Here is a 23,488-nt window from a genome sequence, read left to right as displayed (position 1 = left end):
TCAGCGCGCGTCCAGTCGGGCCTGGGCCAGCAGCCACAGGCACAGGTGCGGGTAGTCCACGCCCACGGCCTGCGCGGCCTTGGGCACGAGGGAATGCGAGGTCATGCCCGGGCTGGTGTTCATTTCCAGCAGGAAGGGCTTCATGTCGGACTTGCGCAGCATCAGGTCCGCGCGCCCCCACCCCCGGCAGCCCAGCAGCTGATAGGCGCGCAACACCAGTTGTTGCACCTCCGATTCCAGCGCAGCGGGCAACGTGCCGAACAGGTACTTGGTGTCGTTGGACACGTACTTGTTTTCGTAGCTGTAGTCGCCGCCCTCGGCCCGAATCTCCACCACCGGCAGGGCCACGGCACTGTCGCCCTGCCCCAGCACGGCGCAGGTCAGCTCGGGGCCTTCGATGCATTGCTCGAACAGCAGTTCGTCGTCAAAACCCAGCGCCAGGTCCACCGCGCCCTGCATGTCGGAGTAGCCCATCGCCTTGGTGATGCCGATGCTGCTGCCCTCGTGCGGCGGTTTCACCACCACCGGCAGGCCCAGCTCATCGGGAATGGCGCGGATGCGTTCGCGCGTCAGGGCAGCCCGCGGCAGCGCCAGGTAGGCCGGTGTGCTCAGGCCCTCGGCGGCCCAGACCCGCTTGGTCATGGTCTTGTCCATGGCCACGGCCGACGCCGTCACGCCCGAGCCGGTGTAGGCGATGCCCAGCCACTCCAGCGCGCCTTGCAGCGTGCCGTCTTCCCCGCCCCGGCCGTGCAGCGCAATGAACGCGCGGTCGAAGCCTTCGTCCTTCAGGGCTTGCAGCGGGCGCTCGGCGGGATCGAACCCATGGGCGTTGACGCCCAGCGATTGCAGCGCCTCCAGCACGCCGGTGCCGCTCATCAGAGAGACCGGGCGCTCGGCACTGGTGCCGCCAAACAGCACGGCCACCTTGCCCAGGGCGGCCGCGTCGATGCGCAGGTCGATTGGCGTCGTCATGCGGACGCTCCTTGCGAGAAATGTTGTGCCACCAGACGCGGCAGTGCGCTCATGGAACCCGCGCCCATGCCGATCACCACATCGCCGGCGCGCGTGAGCGCTGCCAGCGCCGCCGGCATGTCGGCCACGCCAGCCACGAAGTGCGGCGTGCCCACCGCCTGGGCGAGGGCCGTGCCCGTGGCGCCCGCGATGGGCGCTTCGCCGGCCGAGTACACCTCGGTCAGCAGCACCACATCGGCGCCTTGCATGACCTTCACGAAATCTGCAAAGCAGTCGCGCGTGCGGGTGTAGCGGTGCGGCTGGAAGGCCAGCACCAGTCGCTGTCCCGGGAAGGCGCCGCGCGCGGCCGCCAGCACCGCGGCCATCTCCACCGGGTGGTGGCCGTAGTCGTCGATCAGGGTGAAGCGCCCGCCGTCGGCCGCGGGCCACTCGCCGTGCTTCTCGAACCGCCGGCCCACGCCGGAGAACCGGGCCAGCGCCGCCACGATGGCTTCGTCCGGACAGCCCAGCTCCATCGCGATCGCCATCGCCGCGAGCGCGTTGCGCACGTTGTGTTCACCGGCCAGATTCAGCAGCACGTCCAGGTCGGACGCACCTTCGCGGCGGCAGGTGAACCGCATCTGCGCGCCAGCCAACGCTTGCACGTTGACGGCCTGCACGGCCACGCCGGCGCTCAAGCCGTAGGTCACCACCGGGCGCTCGATGCGGCCCAGGATGGCACGCACACCGGGGTCATCGGCGCACACCACGGCCGCACCGTAGAAGGGCATGCGATGCAGGAACTCGACGAATGCCGCGTGGAGCTTCTCGACCGAGTGGCCGTAGGTGTCCATGTGGTCTTCGTCGATGTTGGTGACCACCGACAGCACCGGGTTCAGCTTCAGGAAGGATGCGTCGCTCTCGTCCGCCTCCACCACGATGAACTCGCCCCGGCCCAGGCGCGAGTTGGCGCCCGCGGCATTGAGCTTGCCGCCGATGACGAAGGTCGGGTCCAGGCCCGCCTCGACCAGGATGGCCGTGACCAGCGAGGTGGTGGTCGTCTTGCCGTGCGTGCCAGCGATGGCGATGCCACGGCGCAGTCGCATCAGCTCGGCCAACATGACGGCACGCGGCACGACCGGAATCTGCCGGGCGCGGGCCGCCACCACTTCGGGGTTGTCTGCCGCCACGGCGGTGCTGGTGACCAGGGCTTGCGCGTCGCCGATGTGCGGGGCGGCATGGCCGATCTCCACCCGCAGCCCCAGCGCCCGCAGGCGCTCGGTGGTGGCGCTCTCGGCCGCGTCCGAGCCGCTGACCTGGAAGCCCAGGTTGTGCAGGATCTCGGCGATGCCGCTCATGCCGGCGCCGCCAATGCCCACGAAATGCAGCTTTTGAACGGCGTGCTTCACTTCAACATTCCTTCGATCTCGTCCGCCACGCGCGCCGCTGCACGCGGCCGGGCCAGCGAGCGGGCCTTCTCGCCCATGGCCAGCAGCGCGGTGCGGTTCAGGCCGCTCAGCAGCTCGTGCAGCTTGGGCGGCGTCAACTCGGTTTGCGGCAGGTGGATGGCCGCGCCGTGCTGGGCCATGAACACCGCGTTGTCGCGCTGGTGCGAGGTGGTGCTGACCACCAGCGGCACCAACACCGCGGCGCAACCGGCCGCGCACAGTTCGCTCACGGTGATGGCGCCGGCGCGGCACACCACCACATCGGCCCAGGCGAGGGCCGCGGCCATGTCGTCGATGAAGGGCCGCACCTCGGCCGACAGGCCGGCGTCGGAATACGCCTGCCAAACGGCACCCAAGTGGTCTTGCCCGGACTGGTGCAGCACCTGCGGCCGCTGCTCGGCCGGCCACAACGCCAGGGCTTGCGGCAGCGCCTGGTTCAGCGCGCGCGCGCCCAGCGAGCCACCCAGCACCAGCAGCCGCAGCGGGCCGGTGCGACCGGCCATGCGCTCCGCGGGCACAGGCAGCGCTTCGATCTCGGCCCGCACCGGGTTGCCGCTCACCACGGCCCCACGGGTGGAGGCCGCTGCCGCCCCGTCGAAACCGAACGCGATGCGCTTGGCAAACGGCTTGAGCGCGGCGTTGCTTTTGAGCATGGCTGCATCGGCGTTCACCAGCATCAGCGGCCGGCCACTGAACACCGCCGACAAACCGGCCGGCACGCACACATAGCCGCCCATGCCCAGCACGGCCGTGGCGTGACGCTCGGCATACACCCGCCGCGCCGCGCCCAGCGACTTGAAGAACCCGACGATGCCGCGCAGCATGTGGCCCAGGCCCTTGCCCCGCAGCCCGGCGAAGGGCAGCGCATCAATGGCAATGCCCCGGGCCGGCACCAAACGGTTTTCCATGCCCTGCGGCGTGCCGATCCACGACACCGTCCAGCCGCGGCGCTGCATTTCCTCCGCCACGGCGAGCCCGGGAATGACGTGGCCGCCCGTGCCGGCCGCCATGACGACGAGGTGCTTCTCGGTCACGAGCGCCCTCCCCGCATCATTTGCCGGTTCTGGCTGCTGTGCATCCCGCCGCTCATGCACGGCCTCCGCGCATGAGTTGCCTGTTCTCAAGATCAATCCGCAGCACCACCGCCAGCGCGACACAGTTCATCAGAATGGCCGAGCCACCGAAGCTCATCAGCGGCAGCGTGAGGCCCTTGGTGGGCAGCGCGCCCAGGTTCACGCCCATGTTGATGAAGGCCTGGCCGCCCATCCAGATGCCAATGCCTTGGGCGTACAGGCCCGCGAACACACGGTCCAGCGCCACGGCCTGGCGGCCGATCAGAAAGCAGCGGCGCGTCAGCCAGAAGAACGCCACGATCACCAGCGCCACGCCGACGAAGCCCAGTTCCTCGCCGATCACCGCCAGCAGGAAGTCGGTGTGGGCTTCGGGCAGGTAGTGCAGCTTCTCGACGCTGCCGCCCAGGCCCTGGCCGAACCATTCACCACGACCGAAGGCGATCAGGCTGTGCGTGAGCTGGTAAGCCTTGCCCTGGGCGTACTTCTCGTCCCAGGGGTTGAGGTAGGCAAAGATGCGTTCGCGCCGGAACTCACTGAAGGTGATCATCAGCACGAAGGCGCCCACCAGCACCAGCGTGATCAGCAGGAACATGCGCCCGTTCACGCCGCCCAGGAACAGGATGCCCATGGCGATGGCCGCGATCACGAGGAAGGCGCCCATGTCGGGCTCGGCCAGCAGCAGCAGGCCCACGAAGGCGAGCGAGATGGCCATGGGCGTGACCGCTTGGAAGAAGTTCTCCCGGGCGTCCATCTTGCGCATCATGTAGTTGGCCGCGTACAGCGCGATGCCGAACTTGGCCAGCTCGCTGGGCTGGAAGTTCATGACCCCCAGCGGAATCCAGCGCCGCGCGCCGTACACCACCTTGCCGACGTGCGGAATCAACACCGCCACCAGCAGCACCAACGACACGACAAACACCCAGGGCGCGTAGCGTTCCCACAGCGCCACCGGAATCTGCACGGTGATGAAGCCGCCGATCAGCGCGAAGCCGATGGCCACCATGTGCCGCGTCAGGAAGTGCGTGGGCAGGTACTTCGCAAAGCGCGGGTTGTCCGGCAGCGCGATGGAGGCGGAATAAACCATCAGCAGCCCCCAGGCCATCAGCGCCAGCACCACCCACACCAGCGTGATGTCGAAGCCCTGCAGCTGCGTGGGGCGGCCAGTGGACGTGGAGACCCAGTCGCGCACGGGCACGCTGGCGTCTTCCGCGCCTTCGCGCTTCCAGAACGACTGCAGCTTGGCGACCACTGCATTCACAGCGCCACCCCGCGGTCGTCGGCCAGCTGCTGCACCGTGGCCACGAAGACCTCGGCGCGGTGGGCGTAGTTGCGGAACATGTCCAGGCTGGCGCAGGCCGGCGAGAGCAGCACGCTGTCGCCCGACTGGGCCTGGGCCAGGCACCAGGCGGTGGCGGCTTCCAGCGTGTCGTGACGCTGCATCGGCACGCCGGTGGCCGCCAGCGCGGCCTCGATCTGCGGGCCGTCGCGGCCGATCAGGGCCACCGCGCGGGCGTGCCGCTGCACACCGTCGGCCAGCGGCGAGAAGTCTTGCCCCTTGCCGTCGCCGCCCAGGATGAGCACCAGCTGGGCCGGCGCGCGGTCGGCCCCCAGGCCGGTGATGGCAGCGACCGTGGCACCGACGTTCGTGCCCTTGCTGTCGTCGTAGAACTCCACGCCCTCGATGGCGCCCACCGGCTCCACGCGGTGCGGCTCGCCGCGGTACTCGCGCAGGCCGTGCAGCATCGGGGCCAGTTCACAGCCGGCGGCCGTGGCCAGGGCCAGCGCGGCCAGGGCGTTGGCCGCGTTGTGGCGGCCGCGCACGCGCAGCGCGTCGGCGGGCATCAGGCGCTGGATGACCAGCGGCTCGGCCTCTTCGCCGCGCTTGCGCTTGACGGTGGGGTCCAGCTCGCGGGCGCGCACCAGCCAGGCCAGGCCGCCCTCGTCCACCAGGCCGAAGTCACCCGGCGCCTGGGGCGCGTTCAGCCCGAAGCGCACCACGCGGCGCGACACGGTGCGGCCCGGCTTGCCGCGCGTGCCCTTGACGAACACCGGCTGCGGCACCAGACCCTCCACCTCGGCGTCGTCGCGGTTGGCGACGATGACGGACTCGCGACCGAAGATGCGCGCCTTGGCGCGGCCGTAGGCGGCCATGTCGCCATGCCAGTCCAGGTGGTCTTGCGTGAGGTTGAGCACCGCGCCGGCCGTGGGCTCGAAGCCGGTCACACCGTCGAGCTGGAAGCTGGACAGCTCCAGCACCCACACCTCGGGCAGCGTCTCAAACACCGGGCCGCGCGGCGGCGGCGGGGCGATGGGCAGCGGTGCGTCTTCGGCGGGCAGCACAGCGGGCGCCTCAGCGGGCTCGGCCGCCGGTGCGGCGTCGTCAGCCGGGGGCGCATCGGCGTCCTCAGCCCCATCCGCAACATCAGCCGAATCAGCAGCATCCGCCGGCAAGGCCCCCTTGGCCGGATCGCCGGCATCGGTCGCCTCCACGTCGGTGGGTGGCGGGTCGGGCTCGCGCGCCAGCGCTTCGGTCAGCGTGTCCAGCAGCGTGGGGCCGATGTTGCCGGCGATCGCCACGCGCTTGCCCGCCCGCTCGGCCAGCAGGCCGGTCATGCAGGTCGTGGTCGTCTTGCCGTTGGTGCCGGTGATGGCCAGCACCGCGGGTGCGTAGCCATGCTGCGCCTTCAAGGCGGCCAGGGCGTCGGCGAACAAGTCCAGCTCGCCGCGCACGGCCGAACCGTGTTCGTACACGGCCTTCAGGCGGGCATCCAGTGGCGACAAGCCCGGGCTCTTGAGCACCGCGTTGAAGCCGGCTGCAATCTCGGCCGTCAACTCGCCGGTGATGAACTGCGCCGCCTCGCCCAGCGCCGCCAAGGCGCCGAGCTGGGGCGGCTGCGCCCGGGAGTCCCACACGGTGACCTGCGCGCCGAAGCGCACGCACCAGCGGGCCATCGCGAGACCGGAGTCCCCGAGGCCCAGCACGAGCACGCGCTGTGCGTTCATTTGCGGCAGGTCGAGCTTCATCGTCGGCTTACCGCAGCTTCAGGCTGGCCAGGCCGACCAGGCACAGCAGCATGGTGATGATCCAGAAGCGGATGACGACCTGCGTTTCCTTCCAGCCACCTTTTTCAAAATGGTGGTGCAGCGGCGCCATGCGGAAGATGCGGCGGCCTTCGCCGAAACGCTTCTTGGTGAACTTGAACCAGCTGACCTGGATCATCACGGACAGCACTTCGGCCACGAAGATGCCGCCCATGATGCCGAGCACGATCTCCTGGCGCGTGATCACCGCCAGCGTGCCCAGGCCGCCGCCCAGCGCCAGCGCGCCGACATCGCCCATGAACACCTGCGCCGGGTGGGCGTTGAACCACAGGAAGGCCAGGCCCGCGCCGGACATGGCGGCACAGAAGATGAGCAGCTCACCCGCGCCCGGGATGTAGGGCAGCAGCAGGTACTTGGCGAACACCGACGAGCCGGTCAGGTAGGCGAACAAGCCGAGCGCCGAGCCCACCAGCACCACCGGCATGATGGCCAGCCCGTCCAGCCCATCGGTGAAGTTCACGGCATTGCTGGTGCCCACGATCACGAAGTACGCCAGCGCCACGAAGCCCCACACGCCCAGCGGCATGGAGATGGTTTTGAAGAACGGGATCAGCAGGTCGGCCTTCGGCGGCAGCTCGGTGGAGAAGCCGCTGCTCACCCAGCGGAAGAACAGCTGCACCACGCCCAGGAACGAGGTCTCGGACACGCTGAAGGCGAGGTAGAGCGCCGCGAACAGACCGATCAGGCTCTGCCAGAAGAACTTCTCGCGGCTGCGCATGCCTTCGGGGTTCTTGTCGACCACCTTGCGCCAGTCGTCCACCCAGCCCACGGCGCCGAAGCCCATGGTGACGATCATCACCACCCACACGAAGCGGTTGCTCCAGTCGAACCACAGCAGTGTGGACACGCCGATGCCGATCAGGATCAGCACGCCACCCATGGTCGGCGTGCCGCTCTTGGCCAAGTGGGTTTGCACGCCGTAGGCGCGCACCGGCTGGCCAATCTTCATCGCGGTCAGCGCGCGGATCACCCAGGGCCCGAAGGCCAGGCCGATGAGCAGCGCCGTCATGGCGGCCATCACGGCGCGGAAGGTGATGTAGTTGAACAGGCGCAGGAAGCCGAGGTCGGGGTACAGGCCCTGCAGCCATTGGGCGAGGCTAAGCAGCATGGGAGCCTCCAGATTGCAGTGCAGCGACCACGTGTTCCATCTTCATGAAGCGCGAGCCCTTGACCAGGGTCTGGCTCGCGCGGGGTTGTTCAGCCAGGGCGGCGATGAGCGCGGCTGCGGTATCGAAAGCGCGGGCCTGCGGGCCGTAGGCGGAGGCGGCGTCGCGCGCAGCGGCACCCGCCGTCCAGAAATGGGCAATGCCGCGCTCGGCCGCGTAGGCGCCCACCTCGCGGTGGAAGGCCGGGCCTTCGTTGCCCACTTCGCCCATGTCACCCAGCACCAGCCAGCTCTCGCCGGGCATGGCGGCCAGCACGTCGATGGCGGCGCGCACGCTGTCGGGGTTGGCGTTGTAGCTGTCGTCGATGAGGATGCAGCCGCGCGCATCGCGCTTGAGTTCCGAGCGGCCCTTGACCGCACGGAAGGCCTCCAGGCCTTGGGCAATCGCAGCCAGCGGCGCGCCTGCCGCCAGCGCGCAGGCAGCCGCCGCCAGCGCATTGCGCACGTTGTGCTCGCCGGCCATGTGCAGCGCCACGGGCACCGTGCCAGCCGGGGTGTGCAGTTCCAGCGCCCAAAAGCTCTGGTCGCCGGTGTCTTGCCAGCGGGCCTCGCCGGTCACATCGGCCGGGCCTTGCAAGGCAAACGTGAGGTGCGGGCGCTCGCCGGCCAGTTCAAACCAGATCGGGGCGCAGGGGTCTTCCGCCGGGAACACCGCGCAGCCGCTGGTCGGCAAGGCCTGCAGCACCGCACCGTTTTCACGCGCCACGGCCTCGACCGTGGCCATGAACTCCTGGTGCTCGCGCTGGGCGTTGTTCACCAAGGCCACCGTGGGCTGGGCCATGGCGGCCAGCGGCGCAATTTCGCCCGGGTGGTTCATGCCCAGTTCCACCACGGCGGCGCGGTGGCTGCGCTCGTTGTCGTGCCGCAGGCGCATCAGCGTGAGCGGCACGCCAATGTCGTTGTTGTAGTTGCCTTCGGTCGCCAGCGCGTCGTCGCCCACCCAGGCGCGCAGGATGCTGGCGATCATCTGGGTGGTGGTGGTTTTGCCGTTGCTGCCGGTCACGGCAATGACCGGAATCGCGTGCTGGCGGCGCCATGCGGCCGCCAGTTGGCCGAGTGCCGGTTTGGCGTCGGGCACCTGCAGGCCGGGCAAGCCCGCTTCGGCCAGGCCGCGCTCGGCCAGGGCAGCCACGGCGCCAGACTGCTTCGCCTGGGCCAGGAAATCGTTCGCGTCGAAACGCTCGCCACGCAGGGCAACGAACAGGTCGCCCGCCCGCAGCGTGCGGGTGTCGCTGTGCACGCGGGCGAAGGCAGTGGCGCCGTCACCCACCAAGGTGGCGCCGGGCAGCAAGGCCTGGGCTTGCGCGAGCGTGAGGAAGCCGGTCACAGGCCCGCCCTTTCCAGCAACGCGGCCCGGGCTTCGGCCACATCGGAGAACGGCCGGCGCACGCCGTGCACTTCCTGATAGTCCTCATGCCCCTTGCCGGCCACCAGCACGATGTCGCGCGCGCCGGCTTGCGCCACGGCCGCGCGGATGGCGGCGTCGCGCGCCTCGATGACGGTGGCGCCGGGGGCGCCGGCCGTGATGTCCGCCAAGATCTGCGCGGGCACTTCGGTGCGCGGGTTGTCGGTGGTGACCACCACGTGCGCCGCCAGGCGCGCGGCAATCGCTCCCATCAGCGGGCGCTTGGTGCGGTCGCGGTCGCCGCCGCAGCCGAACACGCACACCAGCCGGCCACCGCGGGCGGCAGCCAGTGCCTGCAAGGCCGACAAGGCCTTGTCCAGCGCATCGGGCGTGTGGGCGTAATCCACCACCACCTGCGGCAGTTCGCGGCCGTTGCCCACGCGCTGCATGCGACCCGGCACGGGCGTGACGGCAGCCAGCGCACGGGCCACTTCGGCCAGCGCATGGCCTTGGGCACGCAGGGCCCCGGCCACGCCCAACAGGTTGGCGGCGTTGTAGTCGCCGATCAGCGTCGTCTGCACGGGCACCGCGTCGGCGCCCTCGTGCAGCGTGAACGCGAGGCCCTCCCCGGTGTAGTGCAGCCCACGAGCGGACAAGCGCGCATCGGCCCGGTCCACGCCGGTGGTCCACACGTCCAGCGTGGTCAGTTCAGCCGCCAGGGCCGCGCCCTTGGGGTCGTCCAGGTTCACCACCGCGGCGCGCAGGCCGGGGAAGCTGAACAAGGCGCGCTTGGCCGCCCAGTAGGCGTCCATGCTGCCGTGGTAGTCGAGGTGGTCTTGCGTGAAGTTCGTGAACACCGCCACCCGCACGGCGGAGCCGGCCAGGCGCGCCTCGTTGATGCCGATGCTGCTGGCCTCGATGGCGCAGGCCGCAAAGCCCTGGTCGCGCATGCCCGCGAAGGCGGACTGCAGCAGCACCGGGTCGGGCGTGGTGAGGCCGTTGTAGGCCAGGGCTGGTGGCTCGCCCACGCCCAGCGTGCCCACCACGCCGCAGCGGCGGCCGAGTTGCGCGCTGGCTTGCGCAATCCACCAGGCCGACGAAGTCTTGCCATTGGTGCCGGTGACGGCGATCACGTCCAGCGTGTCGGTCGGGCGGCCGAAAAACGCCGCGGCGATGTCACCGGTGCGGGCCTTCAAGCCCGGCAGCGAGGCCACGCGGGCGTCCACAAAGCCGAAGCGCTCGACATCCGCGTCTTCCACGAGGCACGTGGCGGCCCCGGCGGCCAGGGCGGCGGCCACGTACTCGCGCCCGTCGCGCGCGTAGCCGGGCCAGGCGATGAAGGCATCGCCGGGCTGCACCTCGCGGCTGTCCGTGCGCAGCGTGCCGGTGCACCACTCGGACAACCAGCGGGCGGCAGCTTCGGGGGATTTCAGGCGGGTCAACATCAGAAGCTTTCCTCGGTGGCCACGGCGTTCTTGTTGGCGACGATCTGGCTCTTCACGTCGAGGTCGGGCTGCACGCCCAGCAGGCGCAGCGTTTGCGCGGTGACCTGGCTGAACACCGGGCCGGCCACCTTGCCGCCGTAGTACACGCCGGCCGTGGGCTCATCCACCATCACCGCCACCACGATGCGCGGCTTGCTGATCGGGGCCACGCCCACGAACCAGCTGCGGTACTTGTGGCTGGCATAGCCGCGGCCTTCCTGCTTGTGGGCCGTGCCGCTCTTGCCGCCGATGCTGTAGCCCGGCACTTGCGCGTCCGGCGCGGTGCCGCCGGGGCCGGCGGCGGCCTGCAGCATCAGGCGCACTTCGCGCGCCACCTCGGGCTTGAACACGCGGATGCCGGCCACCGGCTGGTCATGCGGCTGGCGCAGCATGCTGACCGGAATGATTTCGCCATCGCGCGCGAACACGGTGTAGGCCCGCGCCAGCTGGAACAGCGAGGCCGACAGGCCGTAGCCGTAGCTCATGGTGGCCTGTTCGATCGGGCGCCAGGTTTTGTACGGGCGCAGCTTGCCGGTGATGGCGCCGGGGAAGTTGATCTGCGGCCGCTGGCCCAGGCCGATGGCCGTGAACATCTCGTGCATCTCGCGCGGCTGCATCTGCATCGCGAGCTTGGTGGCGCCGATGTTGCTGGAGAACTTGATGACCTCGCGCACCGGCACCACGCCGTGGGCGTGGGTGTCGGTGATGACCGCACCCTGGAACGGGTACTTGCCGTTGCCGGTGTCCACCAGCGTGTCGGCCGTCACGCGGCCGGTGTCCATGGCCAGCGCGGCGATGAAGGGCTTCATCGTGGAGCCGGGCTCGAACACGTCGGTCAGCGCCCGGTTGCGCAGCTGCTCGCCCGAGAGGTTCTGGCGGCTGCCCGGGTCGTAGCTTGGGAAGTTGGCCAGGGCCAGCACCTCGCCGGTCTGGGCGTCCAGCACCACCACGGAACCCGCCTTGGCCTTGTTTTCGGCCACGGCATCGCGGATGCGCTGGTAGGCGAAGAACTGCACTTTGGAGTCGACCGACAGGTCCACATCGCGGCCGTTGGTGGCGGGCACGATCTCGCCAATGTCTTCCACGACGCGGCCCAGGCGGTCGCGCACGACCGAACGCGAACCATCGCGCCCCTGCAGTTCCTTCTGGAAGGCCAGCTCCACGCCCTCCTGACCCTTGTCTTCCACGTTGGTGAAGCCCACCACGTGCGCGGCCGCTTCGCCTTCGGGGTACTTGCGGCGGTATTCGCGGTCCTGGAACACGCCCTTCAAACCCAGCGCCTTCACCTTCGCGGCGGTGTCGTCGTCGGCCAGGCGCTTGAGCCAGACGAAGCGGGTTTCGGGGTTCAGCTTCGCCTCGAGTTCCTTGGCGCTCAGGCCCAGCGCCTTGGCCAGGTCGGCGCGCTTGGCGGGCTCCGCGTCCACTTCCTTGGGAATCGCCCAGATGGACGGCACGGCCACACTGGCAGCCAGCACCTGGCCGCTGCGGTCGTTGATGCGGCCGCGGCTGGCGGGCAACTCCAGCGTGTGGGCGTAGCGCGCCTCGCCCTGCTTCTGGAAGAACTCGGTGTGCACCACCTGCACATAAATCGCACGCCCCAGCAGCCCGGCGAACGCCAAGCCCACCAGGGCCACCAGAAAGCGCGAGCGCCACGGCGGCGTCTTGGACGCGAGCAGCGGGCTGGTGGAGTAGTTCACCGAACGCCCCGATGCCAGCGGGCGCGCACCGGCCTTGGCGGCCTTGCCGGACTTGCTCATGGCGTCACCCCCGAGGCCACGAGTGCCGGCGAAATCACGCGCATGCCCAGGCGCTCGCGGGCCACCTGCTCCACGCGCAGATTGGTGGCCTGGGCGTGGCGCTCGGCCTTCAGCCGCTCGGCGTCGGACGCCAGGCGCTGGCCTTCGTTCTTGGCCCGTTCACGTTCGGCAAACAGGCGGCGCGACTCGTACGCGTTGTGCACCAGCACCACACCGCTGAGCAGCACCGCCACGAGGAGCATGAGGTTGATCTTGGCCACGGCGGGTTCAGTCGCGAAGCGGCGCGTCGGTGCGCTCGGCCACGCGCAGCACGGCCGAGCGGGAGCGCGGGTTGGCGGCCACTTCGGCGTCGGTGGGCTTGAAGCGGCCCAGCGAGTTCAGGATCAGCGGTGCCGGCGGCGCAAACGGGGCGCGGCGGTCATACACCTCTTTGCTGTACTCGGCGATGAACTGCTTGACGCGGCGGTCCTCCAGCGAGTGGAAGCTGATCACGCTCAGGCGGCCGCCCGGGCGCAGCAGGCGCAGCGCGGCGTTCAGCCCTTGCTCCAACTCCTGAAGCTCTCCATTGACATGAATCCGAAGGGCTTGAAAGGTGCGGGTCGCCGGGTCTTGTCCGGGCTCGCGGGTCTTGACCGTGCGAGCCACGAGTTCGCGCAGTTCGTCGGTGCGCGTGAGCGGCGCACCGGCTTCCCGGCGAGCAACAACCGCCTTTGCAATCTGGCCAGCAAACCGTTCTTCGCCATAGTCCCGAATCACCCGTGCAATCTCGCGTTCCTCGGCCGTGGCGAGGAAATCCGCGGCGCTTTCGCCGCGGGTCGTGTCCATGCGCATGTCCAGCGGGCCGTCGAACCGGAAGCTGAACCCGCGCGCGGGGTTGTCGATCTGCGGGCTGGACACACCCAGGTCCAGCAGCACGCCATCCACCTCGTGCACGCCGATGGCGGCGAGCTGCTCGGCCATGTCCGCGAACGCGCTGTGCAGGATGGAAAACCGCGGGTCGGTGATGGCGGCCGCAGCCGCAATCGCTTCGGGGTCGCGGTCGATGGCGATCAGCCGCCCGGTGGGGGCCAGCTGGCTCAGCAGCAGGCGCGAATGCCCGCCACGGCCGAAGGTGCCGTCCACGTAGACGCCGTCCGGGCGGGCCAGCACGCCGTGCACGGCCTCATCCAGCAGCACGGTGGTGTGGCGGAATGCAGTGGTGTCGCTCATGCCCCGCCCCTCAGAAACTGAAGTCCTTCAGCGCGTCCGGCAGCGGGCCGGCCATCACTTCGGCCTCGTGCGCGGCATGCGCCTCGGCATCCCACAACTCGAAGTGGCTGCCCATGCCCAGCAGCATCACGTCGCTCTTCAGGCCCGCGCTCTTGCGCAGCTCCGGCGAGATGAGCACGCGGGCCGCGGAGTCGATCTCCACATCCATGGCGTTGCCGAGGAACACCCGCTTCCAGCCCGCGGCCGACATTGGCAGCGCAGCGACCTTGTCACGGAAGACCTCCCACGCCGGGCGCGGGAACACCATGAGACAGCCGTCCGGGTGCTTGGTGATCGTCAGGCGCCCCTGGCAAAGCAGCTGCAGGGCATCGCGGTGTCGACTGGGCACGCTCAGGCGTCCCTTGGCATCTAAGGCCAAGTTGGAGGCTCCCTGAAAGACGATTTCCGACACTTTTCACCACGAAACGACACTTCCTCCCACTTTAAGTGGCACCCCACAAAGGGTCAAGGTTCGCGAACAAGTTTTTTCAATGAAATCAAGCACTTAGAACCGACTGTTGTTTCGTACAGGCGGAAATAAAAAGGCGTTTAGAAATAAGGACTTGGGGCGATATTGCGAAGTACCGCTTGAATTCATGGCGCCGGCGCATTCGCGTTTGTCCCCACGGTGGGGGACGACTTCCGCCCCCGTTCGTGACGTAGGCAGCGAAATCGACGCACATGTCACACCCCGCGGGGGCGCGCCGCCCCTCAGAATCAGGTGGCGTTCAGTTTTCTATTGAGAATTTCAAGCAGTTTCGGTAGCAGACCGCGACAGCCGCCTGGCTCGACCGGGTGACACAACGAGACAAGACGCAAGGACACCCCATGAACTTCCTCACCCACATGCGCATCGGCCAGCGCCTCACGGCGGGCTTTGCGGTGGTGATCGCCTGCCTGATGGCCATGGCCGGCCTGGGCTACTTCGGCATCCAGACCCTGAACGGCGAGATCAGCCAGTTGCTGAACACCGACTACAAGGCGGTGGCGCTGGCCAACAAGGCCAAGGGGGAGTTGGGGGACGCCGTGCGCAGCATGATGACCACGCTCATCATGACGGGCGAAGACCAGATCAAGAAAGAGCTGGACACCGTGGCCAGCCAGATGGCCGCCCATGAAAAAACCATGGCTGAACTGGAGCCCCTGCTGACCGACGAAGCCAGCCTGGAGCAGTTGAAGGCCGTGAAGGAAGCGCGCGCCAAATTCATGCCCGCCCAGGCGTCCTTCGTGAAGACGGTGGCCTCCGGCGACACCGAAGGCGCACCGCTGAAGTTCCAGTTCTCGGTGCGCGCGGCGCAGGTGAAGTACATGGCCGCGCTGGACAAGCTGGTGGAAGCGCGCAACACCGCCATGGACGCCGCGGGTGCCAAGTCCAACAGCGTGGCGCGCAAGACGGCGCTGCTGCTGCTGGTGCTGGCCGCCGCGGCCATTGGCGCCAGCGTGTTGACGGGCGTGCTCATCACGCGCGGCATCGTGAACCCGCTGCGCGGCGCGGTGAACGTCGCACGCAAGGTGGCCTCCGGCAACCTGACGAGCGAAATCGAAGTGCGCAGCCGCGATGAAACCGGTGACCTGCTGCAGGCCCTGCGCGAAATGAACGACAGCCTCAAGGGCATCGTGGGCCGCGTGCGCGAAGGCACGGAGTCCATCGCCTCCGCCTCGTCCGAGATCGCCAGTGGCAACCTCGACCTGTCCGTGCGCACCGAGGCGCAGGCCGCCTCGCTGGAGCAAACACTGTCGGCCATGAAGACCCTGACGGACGCCGTTCAGCAAAACGCGCAGAACGCCCAACAGGCCAACCAGCTGGCGCAGGCCGCGTCCACCGTGGCCGCCGAAGGCGGCGCCGTGGTGGCGCAGGTCGTCACCACCATGGGCAGCATCGACGCGTCGTCCAAGAAAATCGTGGACATCATCAGCGTGATCGACGGCATTGCGTTCCAGACCAACATCCTGGCGTTGAACGCTGCGGTGGAAGCGGCACGAGCCGGCGAGCAGGGACGCGGCTTCGCGGTGGTGGCCGGCGAGGTGCGCTCGCTGGCCGGCCGCAGCGCCGACGCTGCCAAGGAAATCAAGCGCCTGATCGCCGACTCGGTGGAGAAGGTGGCGCAGGGCAGCGACCTCGTGGCCAAGGCTGGCAGCACCATGCAGGGCGTGGTGGCGAGCGTGCAACGGATGACCGACATCATGGGTGAGATCACACATGCCAGCGCCGAACAAAGCTCCGGCATCGAACGCGTGACGCATACCATCCACGACATGGACAAGAGCACGCAGCAAAACGCCGCCCTGGTGGAAGAAGCCGCCGCCGCGGCCGACTCGCTGCGCACGCAGGCCCAGGGGCTGGAAGAGGTGGTGAGCCTCTTCAAGCTTGAAGGCCGCCACTGACCCGCCCGACTTTCCCAACCACAGGAGACCGCATGAAGACGAAACCCGTCACCCGTTGGCTGACTGGCCTGACGCTGGCCCTGGGCCTCGCCGGCCTTGGCCAGGCCGCCGAAGTGGCCGGCGTGAAGCTGGAAGATTCGGTGAAGGTGGCCGGCAAGGAGCTCAAGCTCAACGGCGCTGGCGTGCGCACCCGCATCGTCGTGAAGGTCTACGTGCTGGCGCTGTACCTGTCCGAGAAGAAGGACAACCCGGCCGCCATCTTCGAGTCCAGCGGCCCGCGCCGCTTCTCCTTGACCATGATGCGCGAAGTGACCGGTGACGAACTCGGCCAGGCCTTCCTCGCCGGCATCACCGCCAACACCGACAAGGCCGAGCGCTCCAAGTTCGTGAACCAACTCGCGCAGTTCGGTGACGCCTTCGTGAGCATTCCGCAAGCCAAGAAGGGCGACACCGTGACCGTGGACTGGGTGCCCGACACCGGCACCGTCATGTACTTCAACGGCAAGCAGCAAGGTGAACCGATGAAGGACATCGGCTTCTACAACGCGCTGCTGAAGATCTGGCTGGGCGACAAACCGGTGGATTCGTCGCTGAAACCCGCGCTGCTGGGCAAGGGTTGACCCTCGGATGAGCCCCTTCACGCGCCCCGCCGCCCCCCGCGACGTGGCGCGTTTTGTTTTGCAGGCCCCTGTTCATGGCAGCATGAGCCCATCTTGAGTCGCAAGCCTTCGTCTTCCCTGTTCGTGGCCTTGGCACTGGGCGCCAGCATCGGCCTGCTGCTGCCCGCCCTCATCGTGGGCGGTTTGCTCATCGGGCTGCGCGAAGCCCAGGTGGCCGAGCAGGCGCTTCAGCGCGAGCTCGACGCCAAGCTGGACGTGCTGGCCAGCAGCCTGCCCGAACTGCTGTGGAACCTGGACGCGGTGGCCGCACGCGAAGTGGTGTCGGCCATCGTGAAGTCGCCCGAGGTGGTGCGCGTAAGCGTGAGCGACGCATCGCAAGGCCTGCCCTTCATCGAGAACCACCTGCCCGAGCGGCGCCTGGGCCAGACGCTCACCGGCGAGCGCGACATCGTGCGCGGCGCCACCCGCATCGGGCACATCCAGATCGAAATCGACGACCACCTCAGCACCGCCGCCGTGCTGCGCCAGCGCTGGCTCTACGGCGCCACGGTGGGCGGACAGCTGCTGGTGTCACTGGCGCTGGTGCTGTGGCTGCTGAACTCTCGGCTCTTTCGCCCGCTGCGCGAGCTGGGCGGCTTCGCCAACGACCTGGCCGACGGCCGGTTCGACGCCAAGCTGCAGCACACCCGGCAAGACGAGATCGGTCTGCTGGGCAACCACCTGGAGCACATGCGTGACGCGCTCCAGCAGCAGTTCGATGCGCAGCACGCGCTGATCGAACGCCTGCGCGGCATGGCCGAAACCGTACCCGGCGTCGTGTACCAGCTGCGCCTGGCCGTGACCGGCGAATTCAGCTTTGCGTACGTGAGCGAGGCCGTGCGCGAGTACTTCGCACTCGGCAGCGCCGACCTCAGCCGTACCGCCGCCCCGTGGTTCGACCGCATCCACCCCGACGACCGCGTGGCCGTGCGGGAAAGCCTGCTGGCCTCGGCCCGCAACCTCAGCCCCTGGCAGCAGGAGTTCCGCGTGCCGCAATTGGGCGGGCTGGAGCGCTGGATGTACGGCAACGCGATTGCGCAGCGTGAGCCCGACGGCAGCGTGCTGTGGCACGGCTTCCTGACCGACATCTCCCGCCAGCGGCGCGACGCCAACGAACTGGAACGCTACCGCCACCACCTGGAAGAACTGGTAGAGGCACGCACCGCCGCGCTGGCCGAAGCCACCCATGCCGCACAGGCCGCCAGCCTGGCCAAGAGCGCCTTCCTGGCCAACATGAGCCACGAGATCCGCACCCCGATGAACGCCATCATCGGCCTGACCTACCTGGCCCAGAGCGATGCGATCGAGCCCGAGCAGCAGCAGCGCCTGCAAAAGGTGGCCAACGCTGCGGAGCACCTGCTGAGCGTCATCAACAACGTGCTCGACTTCTCCAAGATCGAGGCCGGCAAGCTGACGCTGGAGCACCGCGAGTTCACGGTCGACCAGGTGTTGGACAACATCGCCAACATGACCCAGCAAACCGCCGCGGCCAAGCGCCTGCGCGTGGAGACCACACTCGCGCCAGCCCTGCGCGGGCGGGTGCTGCTGGGTGATGCCCAGCGCATTTCGGAAGTGCTGCTCAACTTCACCGGCAACGCGGTGAAGTTCACCGAAGCCGGCTTCGTGCGGCTGCTGGCCCGCCCGGACGACACCCCCGCACCGCTGGGCCGTGTGCGGCTGCGCTTCGAGGTGCAAGACAGCGGCATCGGCATTCCCGCCGAAGCGCAAGACCGGCTGTTCCGCGACTTCGAGCAAGCCGACAGCTCCACCACGCGCCGTTACGGCGGCACCGGGCTGGGCCTGGCCATCTGCCGCCGGCTGGCGGAACTGATGGGCGGCACCGTCGGCGTGGACAGCACCCCGGGCCGCGGCAGCACCTTCTGGTTCGTGCTGACGGTGGACGCCGCCGCACAGCCGCCCGCGCTGGCCGCGCCCCCGGCGGAGCGCCCGCACTCCGCGCGCGAGCGACTGGCCGAGCTGGCACGCCAGCACCCGCGCCGCCTGCTGCTGGCCGAAGACAACCCCGTCAACCAGGAAGTGGCCGTGGCCTTGATCGGCAGCGCCGGCTTGACCGTGGATGTGGCTGTGGACGGCCAACAGGCCATCGACATGGTGCGGGCTGGAGACTACGCACTGGTGCTGATGGACGTGCAGATGCCGGTGATGGACGGGCTGGACGCCACCCGCGCCATCCGCGCCCTGCCCCAGGCGGCCGACCTGCCCATCCTGGCCATGACGGCCAATGCCTTCGACGAAGAGCGCCAGCGCTGCCTGGATGCCGGCATGGACGACCACGTCGCCAAGCCCGTGGTGGCCGAACAGCTGTTCGCCACGCTGCACGACTGGCTCTCGGGCGCACGCAAGACCACCAAGGGCCGCGCGCCCGGCGTCACGGGGCCGTCAACGACTCCTTGATCACCCGGCCCGCGCCCGCCTGCAGCGGCCGGGCGTTCATCGGGTAGAGCTTGGCGAACACCTCCAGCTGCTGCGCGGTGACGACCGCCGGCTGGCGCATCACCATCCACAACACGCCCTCGCTGCACGGCGGCGTCGTGAGCGAGCCCATGTAGGTGAAGTAGCCGCGCTCGGCAGGCAGGAGCAGGTTCAGGTCCAGCGGCGCCGGGCCGGCCAGGGCGTCGCCCTTCTCCAGTGGCAGGCTGGCCCACACCGCCTGCACGGCGGGGTGCGGGGTCGCGTCGCGGCCCCGCTCCAGCAACACCGCCACCACGGCCAGGCGGCCTTGGGCGTCACGGTGCACGAGGTGCGCGCTCATGTCGAACTGCTTGCCGTTCACCCGCTCCTCACTGGGGCGATGGAAGTGGAACTGCTGCAGCTCATAGCGGCGGCCCATCACGGTGATGCCGCTGCCGGCCGCCACTTTCACCTGGATGGTGTGGCCGTTGTCCAGCACGGAGAACGCGGCCGGCTGGTAGTCAAAGCGAATCGGTTCCATGTCGACCGCCAGGCCGTCGCGGATGTCGATGGGGCTTTGGCGCGTACCCACCGCGCACTGCTTGAATTCGGGCGACAACTCGGCCCAATGTTCAGGCCCGATGTCGCCGGTGTAGCCCCAATGCGGCGCTTTGTGCGCATCGCCCTTCTCCGCGCGCGGCGCCTTGGGCGCTGCCTTCACGGCCGCGCGCCCCTCGCCCGGCGTGGCCAAGCGCTCGGCCAGGCGCTGACGCAGCACCTCCACCGGCTCCTTGGCACCTTGGCCATGGGCCGTGCATGCCCACAGGCAAGCCCAGAGAACCCAACGCTTCTTCATACCCCGGGATTTCGGCAGCCGCGCTGCAGGCTTGAGCCCAAGCTGCGGGCGATCAGGCCGCCACCGAGCGGCGCACCCCGTACCAGGCCGCCAGGCCCACCAGCATCAGGCCGGCCGACGTGACCGCCAGCGCCAGCGTGGAGTGCATGACCAGCGGCACCAGCAAGCCCGCCACCAGCCCGTTGGCGGCCGAGCCGATGCAGGCCTGCAGCGACGACGCCATGCCCCGCCGCTCGGGCGCCTGATCCAGCACCAGCAGGGTCACCACCGGCACCATCATGGCCCAGCCGAAGGCGAACAAGCCCACCATGGGCAGCGCCCAGAAGGCGCTCAGCGGCGCGAACAAGTTCAGCCCGATGTTGGCCACCGACACCGCGAACATGATGCGAAAGCCCCGCATGATCTGGCGCTGCGGGCTCATCTTGCCGGCCAGCCGGCCGCTGACCCAGGCGCCGGCCATGATGCCGCCGATGGAGCACAGGAAGAACCAGAAGAACTGCTGCGGCGCGAAATGCAGGTGCTCACCCAAGAACACCGGCGTGGCCAGCACGTACAGGAACATGCCGTTGAATGGGATGCCGCTGGCCAGCACCAGCATCATGAACTTGGGGCTGCTGCACAACCGCCAGTACTCGCGCATCAGCGCGCCCACGTGGAAGGGCTGAACCAGGTTCGGATGCAGCGTTTCCGGCAGCAAGCGCCAGTTGGCCACCAGCAGTGCCGCGCCCACCGCGGTCAGGAACCAGAAGATGGAGTGCCAATCGGCGTGCACGAACAAAAAGCCGCCCACCATGGGGGCAATCGCCGGCGCCACACCGAAGAAGAGCGTGACCTGCGACATGACGCGCTGCGCATCGGCCGGCGGAAACATGTCGCGGATGATGGCGCGCGACACCACGATGCCCGCGCCCGCCGACATGCCCTGCACCGTGCGCCAGAACACCAGCTGGCCGATGGACCCCGCCACCGCGCAGCCGATGCTGGCGCCCGTGAACAAAGCCAACCCGATCAGCACCACCGGCCGGCGGCCGAAGCAGTCGGACAGCGCCCCGTGGAAGAGGTTCATGAAGGCAAAGCCGAGCAGGTAGGCCGACAGCGTCTGCTGCATTTGCAGCGGCGTGGCGTCCAGCGCGGCTGCGATGCCCGAGAACGCGGGCAGGTAGGTGTCGATGGAGAACGGCCCCACCATGGCCAAACAGGCCAGCAGCACCGACAAAGCCCATCGGGGCGCGCGCCACAGGCGACTGGCGTCAGGATTCATCGGGGCAGGCGATCGGCACAGGCATGGACAGCGGGTCAGTGTATCGACCGCACCCCGCCGCGCCGAAAGTCAGAGCCCCCATCGCGACCACGTGAACGGAGAACCGGAAGAGGCCGGACGGACGGGAAGGATCGCGCGGATCGCGCTCAGGCCCGGCCGGTCTTGAACTTGGCCACCACCTGACTCAGGCCCGCGGCCTGCTGCTGCAAGCTCTCCGCCGCCGCCGCACTCTCTTCCACCAGCGCGGCGTTTTGCTGCGTGCCCTGGTCGATGGACGTGACGGCCTGGTTCACCTGCGTGATGCCGGTGCTCTGCTCGGCGGCCGACGCATTGATCTCGGCCAGCAGGTCGGTCATGCGGCGGATCTGCGTGACGATTTGCTCCATCGTCGTGCCCGCTTCCCCGACGAGCGCGGAGCCCGACTCCACCCGCTCCACGCTGGTCTGGATCAGCGACTTGATCTCGCGCGCCGCCGTGGCGCTGCGCTGCGCCAGCGCCCGCACCTCGCCGGCCACCACCGCAAAGCCGCGGCCTTGCTCGCCGGCCCGCGCGGCTTCCACCGCGGCGTTCAGGGCCAGGATGTTGGTTTGGAACGCAATGCCGTCGATGGTGCCGATGATGTCGGCCACCTTGCGGCTGGAGTCGCTGATCTCGCCCATGGTCTGCACCACGCGCTGCACCACGGTGCCGCCCTGCTCCGCCACCTGCATGGCCGCAGAAGCCAGCTGGTTGGCCTGGCGCGAACTCTCCGCCGCCTGCTGCACCGTGCCGGTCATCTGCTGCATGGAGGCCGCGGTTTCCTGCAGGGCGCTGGCCTGGTGCTCGGTGCGGCTGGAGAGGTCTTGGTTGCCGGTGGCAATCTCGCGCGAGGCAGTGGAGATGCTGTCGGCCGACTGGCGGATCTGCGTCACCAGGTCCAGCAGCCCCGTGTTCATGCGCGCCAGCGCCGCCATCAACTGGCCGGTTTCGTCTTGGGTGTCGGCCCGGGCGTCGGTGGTGAGGTCACCCCCGGCCACGGCTTCGGCCACCGCGATCGCCCGCTGCAGGGGGCGCGAGATCCGATTGCCCAACCACCAACCCAAGCCCATCGCCGCCCCAATGGCCAACACGGCGGCGACAACCAGCATGCTGCGCTCCTGCGCGAACAGCGATTGGGATTGGTCGATGCGGCGCACTGTCGTGGCCGCTTCCTCGGCCAAATATGCATCGACCGCTTTCACCAACGCCTGCAGCAATGGGCGGCATTCGGTGTTGATCTTGCGGACGGCCTCGTCCCGTTGACCCGTGGCCGCCAGCTTGACGATGGCCAAGGCCACCGGGCCATATTGGGCCTCGACACGGTCAATGTCCGACACCAGCGCTTTGTCCTTCTCGTCGGCATCCGGGCGAGAGGCAACCAACGCCTTGAGCTTGCCCAACGCCGCCTCAGTGGCGGCATGCTCCCGAGCGGCCAGTTCCCCCAGTTCTTGGATGAGCTTTGCGTCGTCGCTGAGTGCCATGTCGCGCACGGCCAGCGCACGGCGGGATGCTGCTCCCTGCAAGGCAGACGCCAATTCAATATCTTTGCCCACGCCATCGACGTAGGTCACGAAGCGGTCATTGGCACGCGACAAGGACTGGATGGCGATGACCGACACCAGCAGCACCACGAGAGCCAGCACACCAAAGCCCGATTGCAACTTGGTACGAAGTTTCAAGTCTCTCCAGTTCACACCTGATCTCCTGTCATGGGTCGCTCAGGCGCCGGCAAACGGCATGCGCGACAAACGCTTCAAGGCAACGCCTTGTGCACGAACAAGACTGTGGTCTACCGCGCGCCGACTGGCTAGGGGGTTGCGGGTGGCGGGCGTGACGCCCTCCGCGATTAAATCGATTGCAAACCCGCTAAAAGAGTGAAGCAAGCCGATAGGCCGGATTCTGTGCACCGGGGTTGCCCCCGGCGTGACCGCCATTCCTCTGGGCCGGACCTCACGGCCCGGCTCGGTGCCACCTACCCGCCAGCTCTGCGAGCCGCATCAACGCTGGCCTACTTGGTGTTGCTGCGCGTAGAGATTGCCCGTTTCACCCAAGGCGGGCCCTGGCCCGCCTTGGGTGCTACGCGGTTCGCGCTTTCGCGCGATGGTGCGAGGCTTTCGCCTCACCCCACGCCAGCTTGCGCTGGCGCCGCATAGACCACCACCTGACGGGGGCCTGCCTTGACTCGTCTCTGTTGCTCTGATCCTCGGCTTTCGCCGGGCAGCCGTTAGCTGCTACGCCGCTCTATGCAGTCCGGACCTTCCTCCAGGGCCTCGTTTCCGAGATCGCCCCAGCGGCGGTCTGGCTTGCTTCACACTAGCGATTAT

At 68.6% G+C, this 23,488-nt stretch carries 18 protein-coding genes and 1 other RNA gene; 3 read left to right on the top strand and 16 right to left on the bottom strand.

Going from position 1 to position 23,488, the window contains the following annotated elements; genetic code table 11:
* The 12 genes from ACG01O_RS01340 to mraZ are packed head-to-tail and all read right to left on the bottom strand — an operon-like array spanning position 1 to position 13,976.
* Entirely contained in the window at positions 1-972 is a 972-nt protein-coding gene (locus tag ACG01O_RS01340; RefSeq protein WP_394380413.1) for a D-alanine--D-alanine ligase, read from the bottom strand.
* Positions 969-2,360, bottom strand: a complete 1,392-nt coding sequence (murC, locus tag ACG01O_RS01335) for a UDP-N-acetylmuramate--L-alanine ligase (RefSeq protein ID WP_394380410.1) — start codon at positions 2,358-2,360, stop codon at positions 969-971. Before murC ends, ACG01O_RS01340 begins: the two co-directional genes overlap by 4 nt.
* Positions 2,357-3,433, bottom strand: coding sequence for an undecaprenyldiphospho-muramoylpentapeptide beta-N-acetylglucosaminyltransferase (murG, locus tag ACG01O_RS01330; RefSeq protein WP_394380406.1), 1,077 nt, complete (start codon positions 3,431-3,433; stop codon positions 2,357-2,359). Before murG ends, murC begins: the two co-directional genes overlap by 4 nt.
* A gap of 52 nt (positions 3,434-3,485) precedes the next feature.
* On the bottom strand, positions 3,486-4,721 hold the full coding sequence (gene ftsW, locus ACG01O_RS01325; protein ID WP_394382457.1) for a putative lipid II flippase FtsW: 1,236 nt from the start codon (positions 4,719-4,721) through the stop codon (positions 3,486-3,488).
* Between the two features lie 5 nt (positions 4,722-4,726).
* The gene (murD, locus tag ACG01O_RS01320) at positions 4,727-6,496 is read right to left on the bottom strand and encodes a UDP-N-acetylmuramoyl-L-alanine--D-glutamate ligase (protein WP_394380403.1); all 1,770 of its coding nucleotides are present in this window, start codon (positions 6,494-6,496) and stop codon (positions 4,727-4,729) included.
* A 7-nt stretch (positions 6,497-6,503) separates the two neighbouring features.
* Complete coding sequence (gene mraY, locus ACG01O_RS01315) at positions 6,504-7,682, bottom strand: phospho-N-acetylmuramoyl-pentapeptide-transferase (protein ID WP_394380400.1); 1,179 nt, start codon at positions 7,680-7,682, stop codon at positions 6,504-6,506.
* Positions 7,672-9,066 carry a UDP-N-acetylmuramoyl-tripeptide--D-alanyl-D-alanine ligase gene (locus tag ACG01O_RS01310; RefSeq protein ID WP_394380397.1) on the bottom strand — a complete coding sequence of 465 codons (1,395 nt, stop codon included), beginning with the start codon at positions 9,064-9,066 and terminating at the stop codon, positions 7,672-7,674. The genes mraY and ACG01O_RS01310 overlap by 11 nt, the downstream gene beginning before the upstream one ends.
* Complete coding sequence (locus ACG01O_RS01305; RefSeq protein WP_394380394.1) at positions 9,063-10,529, bottom strand: UDP-N-acetylmuramoyl-L-alanyl-D-glutamate--2,6-diaminopimelate ligase; 1,467 nt, start codon at positions 10,527-10,529, stop codon at positions 9,063-9,065. Before ACG01O_RS01305 ends, ACG01O_RS01310 begins: the two co-directional genes overlap by 4 nt.
* Positions 10,529-12,325 carry a peptidoglycan D,D-transpeptidase FtsI family protein gene (locus ACG01O_RS01300; protein WP_394380391.1) on the bottom strand — a complete coding sequence of 599 codons (1,797 nt, stop codon included), beginning with the start codon at positions 12,323-12,325 and terminating at the stop codon, positions 10,529-10,531. The genes ACG01O_RS01305 and ACG01O_RS01300 overlap by 1 nt, the downstream gene beginning before the upstream one ends.
* On the bottom strand, positions 12,322-12,585 hold the full coding sequence (gene ftsL, locus ACG01O_RS01295) for a cell division protein FtsL (protein ID WP_394380388.1): 264 nt from the start codon (positions 12,583-12,585) through the stop codon (positions 12,322-12,324). The genes ACG01O_RS01300 and ftsL overlap by 4 nt, the downstream gene beginning before the upstream one ends.
* Before the next feature lie 7 nt (positions 12,586-12,592).
* Positions 12,593-13,534 (bottom strand): 16S rRNA (cytosine(1402)-N(4))-methyltransferase RsmH, encoded by a 942-nt coding sequence (rsmH, locus tag ACG01O_RS01290; protein ID WP_394380385.1) that lies wholly within the window; start codon positions 13,532-13,534, stop codon positions 12,593-12,595.
* A gap of 10 nt (positions 13,535-13,544) precedes the next feature.
* On the bottom strand, positions 13,545-13,976 hold the full coding sequence (mraZ, locus tag ACG01O_RS01285; RefSeq protein ID WP_394382454.1) for a division/cell wall cluster transcriptional repressor MraZ: 432 nt from the start codon (positions 13,974-13,976) through the stop codon (positions 13,545-13,547).
* A gap of 425 nt (positions 13,977-14,401) precedes the next feature.
* Between mraZ and ACG01O_RS01280 the strand changes: the two genes are divergently transcribed.
* The 3 genes from ACG01O_RS01280 to ACG01O_RS01270 all read left to right on the top strand — a co-directional run bounded on the left by ACG01O_RS01280 (position 14,402) and on the right by ACG01O_RS01270 (position 19,032).
* On the top strand, positions 14,402-15,958 hold the full coding sequence (locus tag ACG01O_RS01280; protein WP_394380382.1) for a methyl-accepting chemotaxis protein: 1,557 nt from the start codon (positions 14,402-14,404) through the stop codon (positions 15,956-15,958).
* Between the two features lie 32 nt (positions 15,959-15,990).
* On the top strand, positions 15,991-16,578 hold the full coding sequence (locus ACG01O_RS01275) for a chalcone isomerase family protein (protein WP_394380380.1): 588 nt from the start codon (positions 15,991-15,993) through the stop codon (positions 16,576-16,578).
* 93 nt (positions 16,579-16,671) lie between these two features.
* Positions 16,672-19,032 (top strand): ATP-binding protein, encoded by a 2,361-nt coding sequence (locus tag ACG01O_RS01270; protein WP_394380377.1) that lies wholly within the window; start codon positions 16,672-16,674, stop codon positions 19,030-19,032.
* Here ACG01O_RS01270 and ACG01O_RS01265 read toward each other — a convergent pair.
* From ACG01O_RS01265 to rnpB, 4 genes are all read right to left on the bottom strand, one after another.
* On the bottom strand, positions 19,007-19,885 hold the full coding sequence (locus ACG01O_RS01265; RefSeq protein ID WP_394380375.1) for a carbonic anhydrase: 879 nt from the start codon (positions 19,883-19,885) through the stop codon (positions 19,007-19,009). The two genes, ACG01O_RS01270 and ACG01O_RS01265, sit on opposite strands and share 26 nt — an antisense overlap.
* Before the next feature lie 52 nt (positions 19,886-19,937).
* Positions 19,938-21,146, bottom strand: coding sequence for a multidrug effflux MFS transporter (locus ACG01O_RS01260; protein WP_394380373.1), 1,209 nt, complete (start codon positions 21,144-21,146; stop codon positions 19,938-19,940).
* A 146-nt stretch (positions 21,147-21,292) separates the two neighbouring features.
* Positions 21,293-22,843: a methyl-accepting chemotaxis protein gene (locus ACG01O_RS01255; RefSeq protein WP_394380371.1), complete on the bottom strand. Its 1,551-nt coding sequence runs from the start codon at positions 22,841-22,843 to the stop codon at positions 21,293-21,295.
* A gap of 193 nt (positions 22,844-23,036) precedes the next feature.
* Positions 23,037-23,474, bottom strand: an RNA gene (gene rnpB, locus ACG01O_RS01250) — RNase P RNA component class A.
* Positions 23,475-23,488 lie beyond the last annotated feature (14 nt).

The organism is Pelomonas baiyunensis (genome assembly GCF_043555935.1).
In the GTDB taxonomy this organism is placed as follows: Bacteria; Pseudomonadota; Gammaproteobacteria; order Burkholderiales; family Burkholderiaceae_C; genus Pelomonas; species Pelomonas baiyunensis.
Note: the sequence above shows the minus strand (reverse complement) of the source record. Positions and strands in the feature narration are given on the sequence as shown.

Coding starts and splice junctions, on each gene's coding strand:
- ACG01O_RS01340 (WP_394380413.1), bottom strand. CDS start 972: ATGACGACGCCAATCGACCTGCGCATCGACGCGGCCGCCCTGGGCAAG.
- murD (WP_394380403.1), bottom strand. CDS start 6,496: ATGAAGCTCGACCTGCCGCAAATGAACGCACAGCGCGTGCTCGTGCTG.
- mraY (WP_394380400.1), bottom strand. CDS start 7,682: ATGCTGCTTAGCCTCGCCCAATGGCTGCAGGGCCTGTACCCCGACCTC.
- ACG01O_RS01305 (WP_394380394.1), bottom strand. CDS start 10,529: ATGTTGACCCGCCTGAAATCCCCCGAAGCTGCCGCCCGCTGGTTGTCC.
- ACG01O_RS01300 (WP_394380391.1), bottom strand. CDS start 12,325: ATGAGCAAGTCCGGCAAGGCCGCCAAGGCCGGTGCGCGCCCGCTGGCA.
- rsmH (WP_394380385.1), bottom strand. CDS start 13,534: ATGAGCGACACCACTGCATTCCGCCACACCACCGTGCTGCTGGATGAG.
- ACG01O_RS01280 (WP_394380382.1), top strand. CDS start 14,402: ATGAACTTCCTCACCCACATGCGCATCGGCCAGCGCCTCACGGCGGGC.
- ACG01O_RS01275 (WP_394380380.1), top strand. CDS start 15,991: ATGAAGACGAAACCCGTCACCCGTTGGCTGACTGGCCTGACGCTGGCC.
- ACG01O_RS01265 (WP_394380375.1), bottom strand. CDS start 19,885: ATGAAGAAGCGTTGGGTTCTCTGGGCTTGCCTGTGGGCATGCACGGCC.
- ACG01O_RS01260 (WP_394380373.1), bottom strand. CDS start 21,146: ATGAATCCTGACGCCAGTCGCCTGTGGCGCGCGCCCCGATGGGCTTTG.